The sequence below is a fragment of the Stenotrophomonas sp. 8(2023) genome (genome assembly GCF_030345295.1).
GTDB lineage: Bacteria > Pseudomonadota > Gammaproteobacteria > Xanthomonadales > Xanthomonadaceae > Stenotrophomonas > Stenotrophomonas muris.
The window spans coordinates 4362913-4378470 of sequence record NZ_CP128404.1 but is presented as its reverse complement, the minus strand read 5'-3'; the positions used below and the strand labels follow the sequence as shown (position 1 = coordinate 4378470).

Annotated in this window: 18 protein-coding genes; all 18 read left to right on the top strand. The window is 69.1% G+C overall.

Translation table 11 applies throughout. From position 1 onward, the window contains the following. Window positions 1-17 precede the first annotated feature (17 nt). The 18 genes from QP609_RS20250 to QP609_RS20165 all read left to right on the top strand — a co-directional run bounded on the left by QP609_RS20250 (window position 18) and on the right by QP609_RS20165 (window position 15555). Window positions 18-470, top strand: a complete 453-nt coding sequence (locus QP609_RS20250) for a hypothetical protein (RefSeq protein ID WP_046433210.1) — start codon at window positions 18-20, stop codon at window positions 468-470. 70 nt (window positions 471-540) lie between these two features. Next, window positions 541-870, top strand: coding sequence for a hypothetical protein (locus QP609_RS20245; protein WP_197621033.1), 330 nt, complete (start codon window positions 541-543; stop codon window positions 868-870). Window positions 871-907: 37 nt separating this feature from the next. Next, entirely contained in the window at window positions 908-1561 is a 654-nt protein-coding gene (locus QP609_RS20240; RefSeq protein ID WP_014648853.1) for a sigma-70 family RNA polymerase sigma factor, read from the top strand. After that, complete coding sequence (locus tag QP609_RS20235) at window positions 1558-1773, top strand: hypothetical protein (RefSeq protein WP_014648852.1); 216 nt, start codon at window positions 1558-1560, stop codon at window positions 1771-1773. The genes QP609_RS20240 and QP609_RS20235 overlap by 4 nt, the downstream gene beginning before the upstream one ends. Before the next feature lie 213 nt (window positions 1774-1986). Continuing rightward, a complete protein-coding gene (locus QP609_RS20230) occupies window positions 1987-3384 on the top strand; it encodes a cytochrome ubiquinol oxidase subunit I (protein ID WP_197621035.1) in 1398 nt (465 codons plus the stop codon). Between the two features lies 1 nt (window position 3385). Beyond that, window positions 3386-4399: a cytochrome d ubiquinol oxidase subunit II gene (gene cydB, locus QP609_RS20225; protein ID WP_164167068.1), complete on the top strand. Its 1014-nt coding sequence runs from the start codon at window positions 3386-3388 to the stop codon at window positions 4397-4399. A 217-nt stretch (window positions 4400-4616) separates the two neighbouring features. Continuing rightward, entirely contained in the window at window positions 4617-5360 is a 744-nt protein-coding gene (locus QP609_RS20220) for a beta-ketoacyl synthase chain length factor (RefSeq protein WP_014648849.1), read from the top strand. Further along, window positions 5353-6150, top strand: coding sequence for a lysophospholipid acyltransferase family protein (locus QP609_RS20215; RefSeq protein ID WP_014038937.1), 798 nt, complete (start codon window positions 5353-5355; stop codon window positions 6148-6150). Before QP609_RS20220 ends, QP609_RS20215 begins: the two co-directional genes overlap by 8 nt. Then, window positions 6137-6394 (top strand): phosphopantetheine-binding protein, encoded by a 258-nt coding sequence (locus tag QP609_RS20210; protein ID WP_005411610.1) that lies wholly within the window; start codon window positions 6137-6139, stop codon window positions 6392-6394. The genes QP609_RS20215 and QP609_RS20210 overlap by 14 nt, the downstream gene beginning before the upstream one ends. Before the next feature lie 17 nt (window positions 6395-6411). Further along, the gene (locus QP609_RS20205; protein WP_005411609.1) at window positions 6412-6669 is read left to right on the top strand and encodes an acyl carrier protein; all 258 of its coding nucleotides are present in this window, start codon (window positions 6412-6414) and stop codon (window positions 6667-6669) included. A gap of 22 nt (window positions 6670-6691) precedes the next feature. Continuing rightward, complete coding sequence (locus tag QP609_RS20200; protein WP_046433259.1) at window positions 6692-7243, top strand: membrane protein; 552 nt, start codon at window positions 6692-6694, stop codon at window positions 7241-7243. Beyond that, a complete protein-coding gene (locus QP609_RS20195) occupies window positions 7236-8921 on the top strand; it encodes an AMP-binding protein (RefSeq protein ID WP_197621036.1) in 1686 nt (561 codons plus the stop codon). The genes QP609_RS20200 and QP609_RS20195 overlap by 8 nt, the downstream gene beginning before the upstream one ends. After that, a complete protein-coding gene (locus QP609_RS20190; RefSeq protein WP_197605252.1) occupies window positions 8911-9681 on the top strand; it encodes a glycosyltransferase family 2 protein in 771 nt (256 codons plus the stop codon). Before QP609_RS20195 ends, QP609_RS20190 begins: the two co-directional genes overlap by 11 nt. A 1-nt stretch (window position 9682) precedes the next feature. After that, the gene (locus tag QP609_RS20185; protein WP_014648845.1) at window positions 9683-10624 is read left to right on the top strand and encodes an acyltransferase; all 942 of its coding nucleotides are present in this window, start codon (window positions 9683-9685) and stop codon (window positions 10622-10624) included. Then, a complete protein-coding gene (locus QP609_RS20180; RefSeq protein WP_032960620.1) occupies window positions 10614-12164 on the top strand; it encodes an aromatic amino acid ammonia-lyase in 1551 nt (516 codons plus the stop codon). The genes QP609_RS20185 and QP609_RS20180 overlap by 11 nt, the downstream gene beginning before the upstream one ends. Beyond that, window positions 12151-12582: an acyl-CoA thioesterase gene (locus tag QP609_RS20175; protein ID WP_032960618.1), complete on the top strand. Its 432-nt coding sequence runs from the start codon at window positions 12151-12153 to the stop codon at window positions 12580-12582. Before QP609_RS20180 ends, QP609_RS20175 begins: the two co-directional genes overlap by 14 nt. Then, window positions 12579-13208 carry an outer membrane lipoprotein carrier protein LolA gene (locus QP609_RS20170; RefSeq protein WP_053494559.1) on the top strand — a complete coding sequence of 210 codons (630 nt, stop codon included), beginning with the start codon at window positions 12579-12581 and terminating at the stop codon, window positions 13206-13208. The genes QP609_RS20175 and QP609_RS20170 overlap by 4 nt, the downstream gene beginning before the upstream one ends. Continuing rightward, window positions 13201-15555, top strand: coding sequence for an MMPL family transporter (locus QP609_RS20165; RefSeq protein ID WP_197621037.1), 2355 nt, complete (start codon window positions 13201-13203; stop codon window positions 15553-15555). Before QP609_RS20170 ends, QP609_RS20165 begins: the two co-directional genes overlap by 8 nt. Window positions 15556-15558: the final 3 nt, after the last annotated feature.

The following is a 15558-nucleotide window of genomic DNA, read 5'->3' as shown; positions in this document are numbered from 1 at the left end:
GTTCGGATGGAACCGATATGTACTGCTACGACTACAGGATCTCGCTGCGCGTGCAGCACCCAACAGAGGCCGGCGCCGGGATTGCCGCCCGGCTGGATCTGGAACCGGCGTTTTCCCGAGACGTCGGAACCGGATACCGGGATCGCGACGGCAGCCTGATCAGCGGGCATGCGGAGACCCGCGTGGTGTTCGTACTGGAGAGGGGCAAGGACGGCTGGCTGATGGATGCCTGGCCGGCGTTGGTCGATCTCCTGCGGGCACGCGCCGATGTGATCGGGGAACTGCTGCAGGAGGGGGCTTCGATCGGCGTGCGTGTCGGCATCTTTGGAAAGACCGCATGGGCGGGTTTTGTGCTGGATCAGCAGTTGCTGCGACTGTTGGCGGACCTGCAGCTGGGTTTCCAGGTGGAGACCTATTTCCCGGAGCCGGCGGACACGCCCGGCGCCAGCGACGAGGTGGCAGGCAGCTAGTGCAACCGGTTGCCGTGGTCGCGCATCCATTCTCCTGAACCCGCATCATCCATCGAACAGGAGCCCGACCATGCAGGAACTGATCCCGATCACCCTCTTCATCTGCATCGCCTACGCGATCCATGCCATTGCCGATGCGCGCGCGCGCAGCAAGCTGGTGGCCCCGCACGTGCCGGAGGAAGTGATCCGCTCGCTGGCCGTGCTGGAAGAAGAGCGCCGCCGCCAGGGGGCGTTGCGCTGGGGCATCAGCCTGGTCTGCCTGGCCCTGGCCATGGCCCTGCTGGAGGCCATCGGTGCGCGTGACCTGACCTTCGGTGCCGCTGCCGCGCTGGTCGGCAGTGCCGGCCTGGGCCAGCTGCTGGCCTGGCACTTCACCCGCCCCGCCGCACCCAAGGGCTGAGCCGGCGCATGCCACGGGCACAGGGGGCGCCCCGCGCATGAGCCTGCTCGGCGAAGCGCTGTCGGCACTGCGGGGCCGTCGCCGCGAGGATACGGCGGCGACGGCGGCTCCCGCCAAAGCGCTGGACGCGGACCAGGCCCTGGTGCGGGCCATCATCGATGGCTCGCAGTCGGCCTTCGCGCAACTGGTTGAAGCCCACCAGCGCACCTGCGCGCATGTGATCGGACGCATGGTGGGCGACCGCGACCAGGTGGCTGACCTGCTGCAGGAAACCTTCCTGGCCGTGTTCCGCCAGCTGCACCGGTTTCGCTTTGAATCTTCGTTGCGTACCTGGGTTTCGCGGGTGGCCTACACCACTGCACTACAGCACCTGCGTCGGCGGCGGCTGGAGGCGCAATGGATGGTGGCGGTGGAGGTGCCGGAGGAACTGGGGATCGGCGATGAAGGCCCCGGGCCCGCCGAGTTGAGCGAGGCGCTGCAGGCCGGGCGCCAGCTCGGCGCGGCACTGGAACGGCTGAGCGCGCCGCAGCGCCTGATCGTCGGCCTGCATTACCTGGAGGATTTCGATCTGGCCGAGATCGAGCAGGTGACCGGATTGGCACGCGGTACCATCAAGAGCCACCTGCACCGCGCGCGCCAGGTCCTGAAGCAGGAACTGACGCGGCATGCCACTGCCGGAGAGCTGCTGTGAACCCACCCACCGATCCTCGCGATGCGGAAGCGCGCGTGCTGGCACAGGCGTTGCGCGAGCAGGCGCAGCAGGAAGCAACGCCGGATGTGAGCGAGGCGCTGCAGAAGCGCATTGCCGCTGAGTCGCGCGACGGTGGCGTGGGCTATGTGGTGGTGCAGGTGCTGTTGTTTGGCGCGCTGCTGGCTGCAGCGGCCTGGTATTTCTGGCTCTGAGGCGCCCTCCGGGCGGTGGGCCGTTCCAGTCGCCGTTGGCAGATGCCGACCTGGGTCGGCGTTTGGGCGTGTGTGCCAACCAAGGCTGGCAGCTACCAGAACGGTTGACCCCTGCGACAAAGTGAAGCAGCGCGTCACCCGGTCGCATCCCACCTTAACGAAATCCTCCTAAAGTGGTCCGGTATCCCACCGGTCGCAGGCAGGAGGCGTCCCTTGGACGCGTTGTTGTTGTCCCGGATCCAGTTCGGATTCGTCATCAGTTTCCACGTGCTGTTCCCGGCCTTCACCATCGGCACGGCCAGCTGGCTGGCCTTCATCGAATGGCGCTGGCTGCGCACGAAGTTGCCCGTGTGGCGCGAGCTGTATTTCTTCTGGCAGAAGATCTTCGCGGTGTCGTTCGGCATGGGCGTGGTCAGCGGCATCGTCATGGCCTTCCAGTTCGGCACCAACTGGCCGCGGCTGAGCGAGGTGGCCGGTACGGTCATCGGCCCGCTGCTGACCTACGAGGTGCTGACCGCGTTCTTCCTGGAAGCCAGCTTCCTCGGCGTGATGATGTTCGGCTGGGGCCGGGTCTCGCCGCGCCTGCATTTCCTGTCCACCTGCATGGTGGCGCTGGGCACGTTGTTCTCCACGTTCTGGATCCTGTCGTCCAACAGCTGGCTGCATACGCCTGCCGGCTACGAGATGGTCAACGGCATCGTGCATCCGGTGGACTGGTGGCAGGTGGTGTTCAACCCCTCGTTCCCGTACCGCCTGGCGCACATGGCGCTGGGCTCGTTCATCACCACCTGTTTCGTGATTGGTGGCGTCGGTGCGTGGTACCTGCGCAGGGGCACGCACGTGGAAGCGGGGCGGCGCATGCTGATCGCCGCCGTTGCATTCGCGGCATTGACCGTGCCGGTGCAGATCTTCGTCGGCGACATGCATGGCCTGAACACGCTCAAGCACCAGCCGATGAAGATCGCGGCGATGGAGGCGCACTGGCATGAAACCAAAGAAGGCGAGGGCGTGCCGCTGGTGGTGTTCGCGCTGCCGAACGAGAAGGAAGAGCGGAACGATTTCGAAGTGGCCATTCCGAAGCTGGGCAGCGTGATCCTTACCCACAGCCTGGACGGCACCTTCGATCCGCTCACCTCAGTACCCGCCAGCGAACGGCCGCCGGTGACGCCGGTGTTCTTCGCCTTCCGCATCATGGTCGGGCTGGGCACGCTGATGCTGCTGCTGGCCTGGGTGTCGGCCTTCCAGCTATGGCGGAACAAGCTGCTGGATTCGCCGTGGCTGCTGCGCGGCTGGAACTGGATGCTGCCGAGTGGCTTCATCGCGCTGCTGTCCGGTTGGTTCGTCACCGAGATGGGGCGCCAGCCGTGGGTGGTGTATGGCGTACTGCGCACCGCTGATGCGGTGGGCCCGCAGAGTGCGTGGATGACCGCGCTGTCGCTGGGCGTCTATGTGATTGGCTATGCCTTCGTGTTCGGCTGGGGCATCTGGTACCTGGTGAAGATCCTGCGCCACGGGCCGCAGCCGTATGCCGAGGGGCCGTCGCTGGACCATGGCAGCCATACGCCGGCACGCCCGCTGTCGGCGGCCGACGAACCGCTGGAGGAGCGCTGACATGGACCTGATGACCTGGCTGCCGGTGGCGTGGTTCGCGGTGATCGGCTTCGGCGTGCTGATGTACGTGGTGCTGGACGGCTTCGTGCTCGGCATCGGCATCCTGGCCCCGTTCGCCGAGGACGAGGAGCAGCTGGACCTGATGATGAACACCGCCGCGCCGATCTGGGACGGCAACGAGACCTGGCTGGTACTGGGCGGCGCCGGGCTGCTGGCGGCGTTCCCGAAAGCCTATGCGGTGCTGTTGTCGGCGCTGTACCTGCCGGTGCTGCTGCTGGTGGTGGCGCTGGTGTTCCGCGGCGTGGCGTTCGAGTTCCGCTTCAAGGCACATCGTTCGCGCCGGCTGTGGAGCGTGGGGTTCGGCCTGGGCTCGCTGCTGGCCACCTTTGCCCAGGGCGTGATCCTGGGCACGCTGGTGCAGGGCATCCCGCTGGTGCACGGTGCCTACCAGGGCGGCGCGTTCGCCTGGTTCAGCCCGTTTGCGATGCTGACCGGTGCCGCGCTGGTGGCCGGCTATGCGCTGCTGGGCAGCACCTGGCTGATCCTGAAGACGGAAGGGCGCGTGCAGGCGCTGGCGCGGCAGATGACCCGCCCGCTGGTGGTGGCGGTGATCGCGGCGATGGGCCTGGTGAGCAGCTGGCTGCCGTTCCTCGATTCGCGGTTGATGGACCGCTGGTTCAGCGACGGCAACTTCTGGTGGCTGTCGCCGGTCCCGCTGCTGACCCTGGCGGTGGCGGCCGCGCTGTGGCGCAGCGCGACCCATCCGCGCCGCGACCTGCCGCCGTTCCTGCTCAGCCTGGCCCTGTTCGTGCTCGGCTTCCTTGGCCTGGTGCTGGGCATGTGGCCCTACCTGCTGCCGCCGTCGATGACCCTGTGGCAGGCCGCCGCGCCGGCCTCCTCGCTGGGCTTCACCCTGGTCGGGCTGGTCATTCTGCTGCCGGTCATCCTCGGCTACACGGCGTGGTCGTACCGGGTGTTCCGCGGCAAGGTGCACGCCGACACCGGTTACCACTGATCGTTTGAATGCGGGGCCGGCCGGTGCCGGCCCCCGCGTTGGGGAATGTGAAACCTGCACACCCCGCGCAGGACGTGCTAGCGTGCGCTCCTTTCCGGCGGCCAGGGGGGCAGCCGGCGACGTCCTGGACGGACGCACGGCTGCAGGAATGGGGGGCCGCCGCGCGTCGCCGTAATGGCTCGTGCCTATCGTTCTCCCGTTGAAGCACCATCGCTAAATGATCGAATTCTCCATCGTCGACTGGGCCGCCTGGGCGCCCGGCCTGAGCGAGCGTAGCCAGTGGCTGGGCTGGGCCGATGCGCCGTATCCGCCGCAGGGCGAAGACACGCCGGCGTTGGCCGAGATCCCGGCGATGCAGCGCCGCCGCATCGAGCGGCTGGGCCGGATGGCGATCCAGGCTGCCTGCTGGTGCGAGGACGGGCAGGGCGCTGACAGCCAGGTGCCGCTGGTGTTCGCCAGCCGCCACGGCGACGTGGCCCGTTCGATGGACCTGCTGGGGGCGCTGGCCAGCGATCAGCCCCTGTCCCCCACCGGGTTCGGCCTGTCGGTGCACAACGCGATCGCGGCGCTGTACTCGATCGCCCGCGGCCACCGCGGCAACTACCTGGCGCTGGCCGCCGGCCAGGCCACGGTCGAGACCGCCTGCCTGGAGGCCGCCGGGCTGCTGGCCGATGGTGCCCGCGAAGTGCGGGTGGTGGTCTATGAGTCGCCGCTTCCTGAAATTTACGCGACGTTTGCCGACGAACCCGACCCGTTCTTTGCCTGGTGCTGGCGTTTGACCGCGCCGACAGCGGGCCAGCCGACGCTCTCGCTGCAATGGGAGGCGGCGCCGGAGGCCACCGCCACCGCCCCGGGCACGCTGCCGCACGCGCTGGACCTGCACCGCTTCCTGCTGTCTGGCGCGCCGGCGCTGGAGCACGTGGCCCAGGGCCAGCGCTGGCGCTGGGGACGCCGTGGCTGAGGCGCTGCGCCGCCTCGATCATGCCTGGCGGGTGTTCGGCACCGGCCTGAGCTTCGCCGCATTTGGCGTGGGCGGCCTGCTGCTGGGCGTGCTGGTGATGCCGGTGCTGCTGCTGATGCGCGACCCGGTGGTCCGCCGCCGCCGGGCCCGCCGCGTGGTCCAGGTCGCCTTTGCCAGCCACCTGCGCCTGATGCGTGCGCTGGGGGTGATGACCTACCAGATCGAGGGCGGGGAACGCCTGCAGCGCGACGGTTTGCTGGTTCTGGCCAATCACCCGACCCTGATCGACGTGGTCTGCCTGATCTCGCTGCTGCCCAACGCCGATTGCGTGGTGAAGCGGGCCGTGGCCTGCAACCCGTTCATGCGCGGCCCGGTGCGGGCGGCCGGCTACATCGCCAACGATGACGGGGCCGGCCTGGTCGACGACTGCGTAGCGGCGGTGCATGCCGGCGGTACCCTGGTGATCTTCCCGGAGGGCACCCGCAGCGTGCCGGGCCAACCGCCGCGGCTGCAGCGCGGGGCCGCCAACATCGCCGTCCGCGGCCGGCTGGACATCACCCCGGTACGGATCACCTGCACCCCGCCCACGTTGACCAAGGGACAGAAGTGGTATCGTGTCCCCTCACGTCGCTTTCACGTTCGGCTGCAGATCGGCGAAGATATCCCGATCGCGCCCTTCCTGGCCGATGACGACTCGCCAAGGGGGGATGCCTTGGCAGCACGCCGCGTCACCGAGCACCTTTCTCGTTATTTCGACCTGTCTGGAGATCCGCCCCGTGCAAGCACTTGAGCACGAGATCAAGGAATTGATCATTTCCTCCCTTTCGCTGGAGGACATCACGCCGGAGGACATCGATCCGACCGCGCCGCTGTTCGTCGAGGGCCTCGGCCTGGATTCGATCGACGCGCTGGAACTGGGCCTGGCGCTGCAGAAGAAGTACGGTGTCAGCCTCTCGGCCGATTCAGAAGAAACCCGTCGCCATTTCTCCAGCGTGCGCGCGCTCGGCGAGTTCGTCGCCGCCCGCCAGTCGTAACGGCGCCAGGAATTGCCATGACCAAGAATGAACTGTTCGAACGCATCGTCAGCATCCTGACCGACAGCTTCGAGATCGAAACCGCCCGGATCACCCCCGAGGCCCGCCTGTACGACGACCTGGACATCGACAGCATCGATGCGGTCGACCTGATCGTGCAGCTCAAGCCGCTGCTCGGCCGCAATCTGCAGCCGGAAGCGTTCAAGGCCGTGCGCACCGTGCAGGACATCGTCGATGTCGTGCATGGACTGCTGCCGGACCAGGCAGCCGCCTGACCGCAGCGCCGGCGGCTTCGCCATGGCTCGCGCACGTACCGTCGTGGTGGCAGCGATTTCGCTTGCCTACCCGCTGCTGGTGTACCTGGCGATGGGCCGTTTCGAGCCGCGCTGGCTGTCGCTGCTGCTGTTCACCCTGGCCCTGCTGCGTGCACTGAGCACGCGACAGCCGCTGTGGTGGGCCGCCGCCGCTGGCACCGGCCTGCTGGCGGTGCTGGCCACCGTGCTCAACCAGGCCCTGCCGCTGAAGCTGTACCCGGCGCTGGTCAACGTGGTGATGCTGGCGGTGTTCGGCACCAGCCTGCGCTTCGGGCCACCGCTGGTGGAGCGCCTGGCGCGGCTGCAGGAGCCGGACCTGCCGCCGTTCGCGGTGGCCTATACCCGCCGCGTCACCCAGGTGTGGTGCGGCTTCTTCGTTCTCAACGGCAGCCTGGCCCTGCTGACCGCGCTGTACGCGTCGGACCGGGTCTGGATGCTCTACAACGGATTGTTGGCGTACGTGATGATGGGCGTGTTGTTCGCAGGGGAGTGGCTGGTGCGGCGGCAGGTGAAGGCGGCGCACGCGCATGGCTGAGTGGATTGCCCTGGACCGGCTGCTGCTGGAGGCACGGCCGCAGCGCAGCGTCGGCCTGTGCGACGGCGAGGTGATCGACCATGCCGGCTTCCGCCAGCGCGTACTGGCCTGGCGCGCCGCCTTTGCGGCCGCCGAAGGCCGCGACTGGGCCCTGTACTTCGATGATGCCGTGGCCTTTGCCGCCGCGCTGTTCGGTGCCTGGCATGCCGGCAAGCGGGTGTTCCTGGCCGGCGACAACCTGCCAGCCACGCTGCAGGCGCTGCAGCCGCAGGTGAGCGGCTTCGCAGGCGACGTGTCCGCCGACTACCGCTCGCTGGTGGCGCTGGACGCCGCGCTGGACGATGAGCTGCAGGCGCTGGACGAGCGCGCCTGCGAGCTGTGCGTGTTCACCTCCGGCAGCACCGGCCAGCCCAGTGCGATCGGCAAGCGCCTGGACCAGCTGGCGCGCGAGGTGGAGGCGCTGCAGGCCGCGTTCGGTGCGCAGATGGAGGGTGTGCAGGTCCATGGCACGGTGTCCCACCAGCACATCTACGGGCTGCTGTTCCGCGTGCTGTGGCCGCTGGCCGCCGGCCGCCTGATTCATCCGCGCCGGTTCTTCCACGAAGACCTGGTGGGTGCGCTGGCCGGTACCGATACGGTGCTGGTGGCGACGCCGGCCCACCTCAAGCGCCTGCCCGGGCAGCTCGACTGGGCCAGCCTGCATGGCCGCCTGCGCGCGGTGTTCTCCTCCGGTGGTCCGCTGCCGGAAGACGCAGCGCGGCAGGTGCGGCAGTGGCTGGGCGTGGCCCCGACCGAGGTCTATGGCAGCAGCGAGACCGGCGGCATCGCCTGGCGCCGCTGGGACATCGACCTGCCGCCGTGGCAGCCGCTGCCGGGCGTGCAGTGGCGCATCGACGATGGCTGCCTGGCGGTGGCCTCGGCGCACCTGGACACCCCCGGTTGGTGGCGCACCCAGGACCGTGTCGAAGCCCTGGCCGACGGCCGCTTCCGCCTGCTGGGCCGGGCCGACCGCATCGTCAAGATCGAGGAACGCCGGGTGTCGCTGGATGCGCTGGAACGCGCGCTGCGCGAAGACGCCGAGGTGGATGACGCGCGCGTGCTGGTGCTGCCCGGGCAGCGCGAGCAGCTGGCCGCCGTGGTGGTGCCGGCCGATCCGGCGCTGCTGGAGGGCGGCGACGCTGCGCGGCGGGCGCTGGGCCAGCGCCTTGGCGCCCGCCTGGCGCATGCGCATGACGCAGTGACCCGGCCGCGTCGCTGGCGCCTGGTGCAGGCGCTGCCGATCAATGCGCAGGGCAAGGTGACCCAGGCCGCGCTGGCGGCGCTGTTCCAGCCGTTGATGCCGGTGCCGGCGTGGGATCACCGCGATGCCGCCAGCGCCACCCTGCGCATGACCCTGGACCCGGCGCTGCGGCCGTTCCAAGGCCACTTCCCGCAGGCGGCAATCCTGCCCGGCGTGGCGCAGCTGGACTGGGCGGTGCGCTTCGCCCGCCAGGCGTTTGTGATGCGGGGCGCGTTCGTGCGCATGGATGCGGTGAAATTCCAGCACGTGGCCCGCCCCGGTGACGAGTTGACCCTGCAGCTGGACTGGGATGCCGCACGCAACGTGCTGGCCTTCCGCTACACCTCCAGCCACGGTGTGCATGCCAGCGGCAGGGTGGTTTTCGCTGATGCGGACTGACCCGGCCGTTGCCGGTGCCGCATTCGCGCCACTGGTGGTGATCCCTGTCTACGACCACGAGCACGCCATCGCGGCGGTGGTCGATGGCGTGCAGGCTGCGGGACTGCCCTGCCTGCTGGTCGACGATGGTTCGCACGATGGGTGCGCGGCGGTGCTGCGCGCGCTGGCACAGCGCCAGGGCGTCGACCTGCTGCGCCTGGACGTCAACCAGGGCAAGGGCGGGGCGATGCTGGCCGGCTTTGCCGAGGCCGGCGCGCGTGGCTACAGCCACGTGCTGCAGATCGATGCCGACGGCCAGCACGATACCACTGACCTGCCACGCTTCATCGAAGCCGCGCGCGCCCATCCCGAGGCGGTGATCTGCGGCATTCCGGCTTACGACGCCAGTGTTCCCAAGGCGCGCCTGTATGGCCGCTACGCCACCCACATCTGGGTCTGGATCAACACGCTGTCGCTGCACCTGCGCGACACCATGTGTGGCTTCCGCGTGTATCCGCTGCCGCCGGTACTGCGCCTGATCGGTGAGGAAACCATCGGCCGGCGCATGGATTTCGATACCGAAGTGATGGTGCGGCTGTACTGGCGGCAACTGCCGGTCGAGCACCTGGCCACGCGCGTGACCTATCCGTCCGATGGCGTGTCGCACTTCGATGTGTGGCGCGACAACGTGCGCATCAGCCGCATGCATACCCGCCTGTTCTTCGGCATGCTCTGGCGTGCGCCGCGGCTGCTGTGGCGCCGCCTGCAGGGGCAGCGCTGAGATGGCGGCCGCGCAGGGTGCCCCGCACTGGGCCGACATCGGCGAATCGACGTCGGTGGCCGGCGTGCTGTTCCTGTGCTGGGTGCACCGCTGGTTCGGGCGCTGGCCGTTCCGCCTGTGCGTGTGGCCGGTGGTGGCCTGCCATTGGCTGGGCAACCGTATAGGGCGCCAGGCTTCGATGCAGTACCTGCAGCGGCTGCAGGCGCACAGCGGCGTGCTCGGCCGCGCGCCGACACGGCGTGACAGCCTGCGCCACTTCTTCGCCTTCGCCGATACGATGCTGGACAAGATCCTCGGCCTGGGCGGGCGCTACCCGGCCGAACGCATCCACCTGCATCGTGACCTGGTGCTGCAGAAGATCGCGCGCCGCGAGGGCGGGCTGATCCTCACCGCGCACATCGGCTGCCTGGAGCTGTGCCAGGTGCTGGCCGAACAGGTGCCGGGGTTCCGCATCACCGTGCTGGTGCACACCGCGCATGCGCAGCGCTTCAACCGCCTGCTGCAGCGGCTGGACCCGCTGGCGGCGGTGGAACTGGTGCAGGTGACCGAAATGGGGCCGGCCACCGCGGTGATGCTGGCCGAGCGCGTGGCGGCGGGGGGCTTCGTTGCCATCGTCGGCGACCGCACGCCGGTACAGGGTGGCCGCAGCGTCACTGCCGATTTCCTGGGCCACCGCGCGCCGTTCCCGATCGGCGCCTATGTGCTCGCCGCGGCGCTGGGCTGCCCGGTCTACACCATGGCCTGCCTGCACGAGGGCGACGGCTATCGGGTGGCATTCGAACAGTTCGCCGAACGCATCGTGCTGCCGCGTGGCTCGCGCGACGCCGCGCTGGCCGAACAGGCACAGCGCTTCGCGCGCTGGCTGGAACTCCAGGTCATCCAGTCCCCGTTGGACTGGTTCAATTTCTTCCCCTTCTGGGATCAGGCTCCGCATGACGACTGACGCCGTACCCGTGTGCCGCTTTGGCGACGCACCGTTGACCATCGAAGACGTGGTTGCCCTGGCCCAGCGCCAGTGCGAGGCCGCACTGAGCGACGCGCCGGCGTTCCGCGCGCACATCCAGCGCGGTGCCGACTTCCTCGACCGCCTGCTGCGCGAGGACGGCGTGATCTACGGCGTGACCACCGGCTACGGCGACTCGTGCACGGTGAACATCCCGCCGGCGCTGGTGGCGGAACTGCCGCACCACCTGTACACCTACCACGGCTGCGGCCTGGGCCGTTACCTGGACCCGGTCGAGACCCGCGCGGTGCTGGCCGCGCGCCTGGCGTCGCTGGTGCGCGGCATGTCCGGCGTCAGTGTGCCGCTGCTGGAAGGCCTGGCCACGCTGCTGCAGCACGACGTGCTGCCGATGATCCCGGCCGAAGGCTCGGTCGGTGCCAGCGGCGACCTGACTCCGCTGTCGTACGTGGCGGCGGTGCTGTGCGGCGAGCGCGAGGTGCTGCATGACGGCCGCGTGCAGCCGGCGGCCGAAGTGCTGGCGAAGATCGGCATGACCCCGCTGAAGCTGCGGCCGAAGGAAGGCCTGGCGATCATGAACGGCACCGCGGTGATGACCGGCCTGGCCTGCCTGGCCTGGCAGCGCGCCGATTACCTGGCGCGCATGGCCACGCGCCTGACCGCGTTCAACGTGCTGGCCAGCGACGGCAACGCGCACCACTTCGACGAAACCCTGTTCGCCGCCAAGCCGCACCCGGGCCAGGGCCGCATCGCTGCGCGCCTGCGCAGCGACCTGCACAGCGAACGCCCGCCGCGCAACGAACAGCGCCTGCAGGACCGCTATTCGCTGCGCTGCGCGCCGCACGTCATCGGCGTGCTGGAAGACAGCCTGCCGTTCCTGCGCCAGCTGATCGAAACCGAACTGAACAGTGCCAACGACAACCCGCTGATCGACGCCGACGGCGAGCGCATCCTGCATGGCGGCCACTTCTACGGCGGCCACATCGCACTGGCGATGGACACCCTGAAAAACACCGTGGCCAACGTTGCCGACCTGCTCGACCGGCAGCTGGCGCTGGTGGTGGATGCCCGCTACAACCATGGCCTGCCGGCCAACCTGTCGGCGGCCACCGGCCCGCGCGCGGCCATCAACCATGGCCTGAAGGCGCTGCAGATCAGCGTGTCGGCCTGGACTGCCGAAGCGCTGAAGCAGACCATGCCGGCCAGCGTGTTCTCGCGTTCCACCGAGTGCCACAACCAGGACAAGGTCAGCATGGGCACCATCGCCGCGCGCGACTGCCTGCGCGTGATCGAGCTGACTGAACAGGTGGTGGCCGCGATGCTGATCGCCGCCCGCCAGGGCCTGGCGCTGCGCGAACGGGTTGGCCTGAACGCGCAGCTGCATGGCAGTCTGGCCGACATGTACGCCGACCTGGGGCAGCGCATCGCCCTGGTTGAAGAAGACCGCGCGCTGGATCGCGAACTGCGGGAACTGCTGGTGGAGATCCGCGCGCAACGTTGGGAGCTGTATGCCGGTGAATGAGGCCATCGAACGGGTTGGCGAAATTGCGTTGACCCCTGCCTTCCATGACTGCGATCCGATGAACGTGGTCTGGCATGGCAACTATTTCAAGTACTTCGAGATCGCGCGCTGCGCGCTGCTCGGGCGCTACGACTACGACTACCCGCAGATGCTCGAATCGGGCTACCTGTGGCCGGTGGTCGATGCGCGGGTGAAGTACGTGCGGCCGCTGCTGTTCAACCAGGCGCTGCGCGTGGTCGCGCGCATCGTGGAATGGGAGAACCGGCTGAAGATCGAGTATGAAATCCTCGATGCGCAGAGCGGCCAGGTGCTGACCCGCGCGATGACCATCCAGGTCGCGGTGGACGCGGCCAGCAAGGAAATGCTGTACCAGTGCCCGCCGGTACTGTGGGAGCGCCTGGGAGTGCCTGCGCCGTGAACCCCCTTGTCCGTCTTTCGAGCGTGCTGCTGTGCGCGCTGATCTTCGTTGCCGCACCGCAGGTGCAGGCGGCCGACCCCGCCATCGATGCGATCACCCAGGCGGTGGCGCGGCCGGACGTGCTGCGTGGCCAGTTCAGCCAGGAAAAGCAGGTCAGCGGCTTCAGGAACCCGCTGCGCTCGCAGGGCCAGTTCGTGGTCGCGCGCCGGCACGGCGTGATCTGGGCCACGCTCAAGCCGTTCCCTTCCGAAGTGGTGGTCACCGCCGACCGCATCCTGAGCCGCCAGCGCGATGGCAGCACCCGTGTCGAGCTCGATGCACGGCAGCAGCCGGCGATGCGTTCGGTGAACGCGATCATGTTCGCGCTGATGAGTGGCGACGTGCAGGCGCTGTCCAGCCAGTTCAACGTGGCGGCCAGCCGTGAAGGGCAGGGCTGGCGGCTGCGGCTGACGCCGAAGTCGGCGATGCTGGCCAAGGCGTTCCAGTCGCTGACCCTGCAGGGTGACCGCTACGTGCGCCAGGTCGAGATCGTCGAGGCCAACAAGGACCGCACGCAGATCCAGTTCAGTGCATTGAGCGAGGCGCCGGCCACGCTCACCGCCGACGAGGCACGCCGCTTTGAGTGAGGCCGTCGCATCGAACGCACCGGAGCGGCTGCGGCGCTGGTGGCACTGGCTGGGCATCGCCTGGCTGTTGCTGCTGCTGGTACTGGGCGCGCAGCAGTGGCACCTGTGGAGCCAGCAATCGCGGATCGACACCGACATCCTCGCGCTGCTGCCGCAGGATGCGCATGACCGCCTGTTGAGCGACGTCACCCGGCGCATCGCCGACGGCAGCTCGCGGCAGGTGGTGGTGCTGCTGGGCAGCAGGGACGGCGCCGCCGCCAAGCGTGCGCAGGCGGCCTTTGCCGCGGCCATGGCCAAGGACACTGACCGAGCCCTGCTGGTGCCCAGTGGTTCGATCGAAGGCTGGTTCGACGAGGCGCGCGCGTTCTACGCGCCGTACCGCGACCGCCTGCTGACGCCGGCCCAGCGCGAGCAGCTGCAGGGCAGCGAACCGGGCGCGTTGGCCGAGCAGGCGTTGGCCGCGCTGTACGGCCCGATGGGCGCTCCGCGCCTGACCGACTGGCGGCAAGACCCGTTGTCGTTGTGGCCGCAATGGTGGCAGCAGCAGGCGCAGGGTTCGGGGTTGCGGCTGGGCGATGACGGCCTGCTCGAAGCCGAGGGCAGGCACTGGGCCGTGCTGCAGTTCGATACACCGGGTTCGGCGTTCCAGCTCGACGGTGAGCGTCATCTCGACGGCCTGCTGGAACGTGCCGGGCGGGCTGCCAGGGCGGCAGCGCCGGAGCTGGAAATCCTGCATGCCGGCGTGCCGCTGCACGCCGAGGCGGCCGCGGTGCAGGCCAACCAGGAGATCAACACGATCGGCTGGGGCTCGCTGGCCGCGGTGCTGCTGCTGGTGTGGCTGGCGTTCCGTTCGCTGCGGCCGATCCTGCTGGTCGCCGCGTCGTTGCTGATCGGTTGTGGCGTGGCGCTGGCGGTGACCGTGCTGGTGTTCGGCAAGGTGCACGTGCTCACCCTGGTGTTCGGTGCGTCGCTGGTGGGCGTGGCCGAGGATTACGGCATCCACTGGTTTGCCTCGCGCCAGGCCGAGCCGGCCGATCGCCGCTGGAAGCTGCTGCGGCACCTGTTGCCGGGCCTGTGGCTGGCCTTGCTGACCAGCGCGCTGGCCTACCTGGCCCTGGGCCTGGCCCCGTTCCCGGGCCTGCGCCAGATGGCGCTGTTCTCGGTGGTCGGCCTGGCCGCCGCGTTCCTCACGGTGATCTTCTGGTTCCCGTGGCTGGATGGCGGCGAGATCCGCCAGACCCGTTTCTCGCAGTGGCTGGGCAACACGCTGGAGCGCTTCCCGCGGTTGCATGGCCGCCGGCCGGTGACGGTGTTCGTGGTGATCACGCTGGCGCTGTCTGCCATCGGCATCGCCCGCCTGCACAGCAATGACGACCTGCGCAGCCTGCAGTCCTCACCGCCGGCACTGATGGCCCAGCAGATCCGCCTGAGCCAGCTGCTGGGCATGCCCAGCCCGGCGCAGTTCTATCTGGTGCAGGGCAGTGACGCTGCACAGCTGCTGCAGCGCGAAGAAGCACTGACCGAACGCCTGCGTGTACTGGCCAACGGCAAGCGCATCGGCGGTTACCGCGCGATCAGTGACTGGCTGCCGTCGCCGGCACGCCAGCAGGCCGATGCGGCGCTGACCGCCAAGGTGGAACCGGGCGTGCTGCAGGCCGTGTCCGATGCGGTCGGAGAACCCTTGCCGCGCCCCGACTTCGCCACCACGCCGCTGACCGCGGAGGCGTTCCTGGCCTCGCCGGCCTCGCAGCCGTTCCGCCACCTGTGGGTGGGTGAGGTCGGGGGGCAGATGATCAGCGTGGTGATGGTCGATGACCTGTCGCGCGCCGATGCGCTGGCGACCCTGCGCGGGGCGGCCGAAGGCCTGCCGGGCGTGCGCTGGGTGGACCGCACCGCCGACTTCTCGCAGCTGCTGGGCCACTACCGCAAACTGATGGGGGGGCTGCTGCTGGTCGGCATCGTGCTGGTGTTCGGCGCGCTGTGGCTGCGCTACCGCCGCCAGGCCTGGCGCGTGTTCGCGCCGACCCTGATTGCCGGTGCGTTGACCCTGGGCCTGCTGGGCCTGTTCGGCCAGCCACTGCAGCTGTTCAACGTGCTGGCACTGATGCTGCTGCTGGGCATGGGCATCGACTACGGCATCTTCCTGATCGAGCACCGCGGCGATGCCAGTGCCTGGCTGGCGGTGTGCGTGGGCGCGGCCAGCACCTGGCTGTCGTTCGGCCTGCTGGGACTGTCGCAGACCCCGGCGCTGCGCGCGTTCGGCCTGACCCTGCTGTTCGGCATCGGCCTGGTCTGGCTGATCTCGCCGCTGTTCCGGCCGCCGCCGCATGATCTGCCGCGGGCCTGAGCC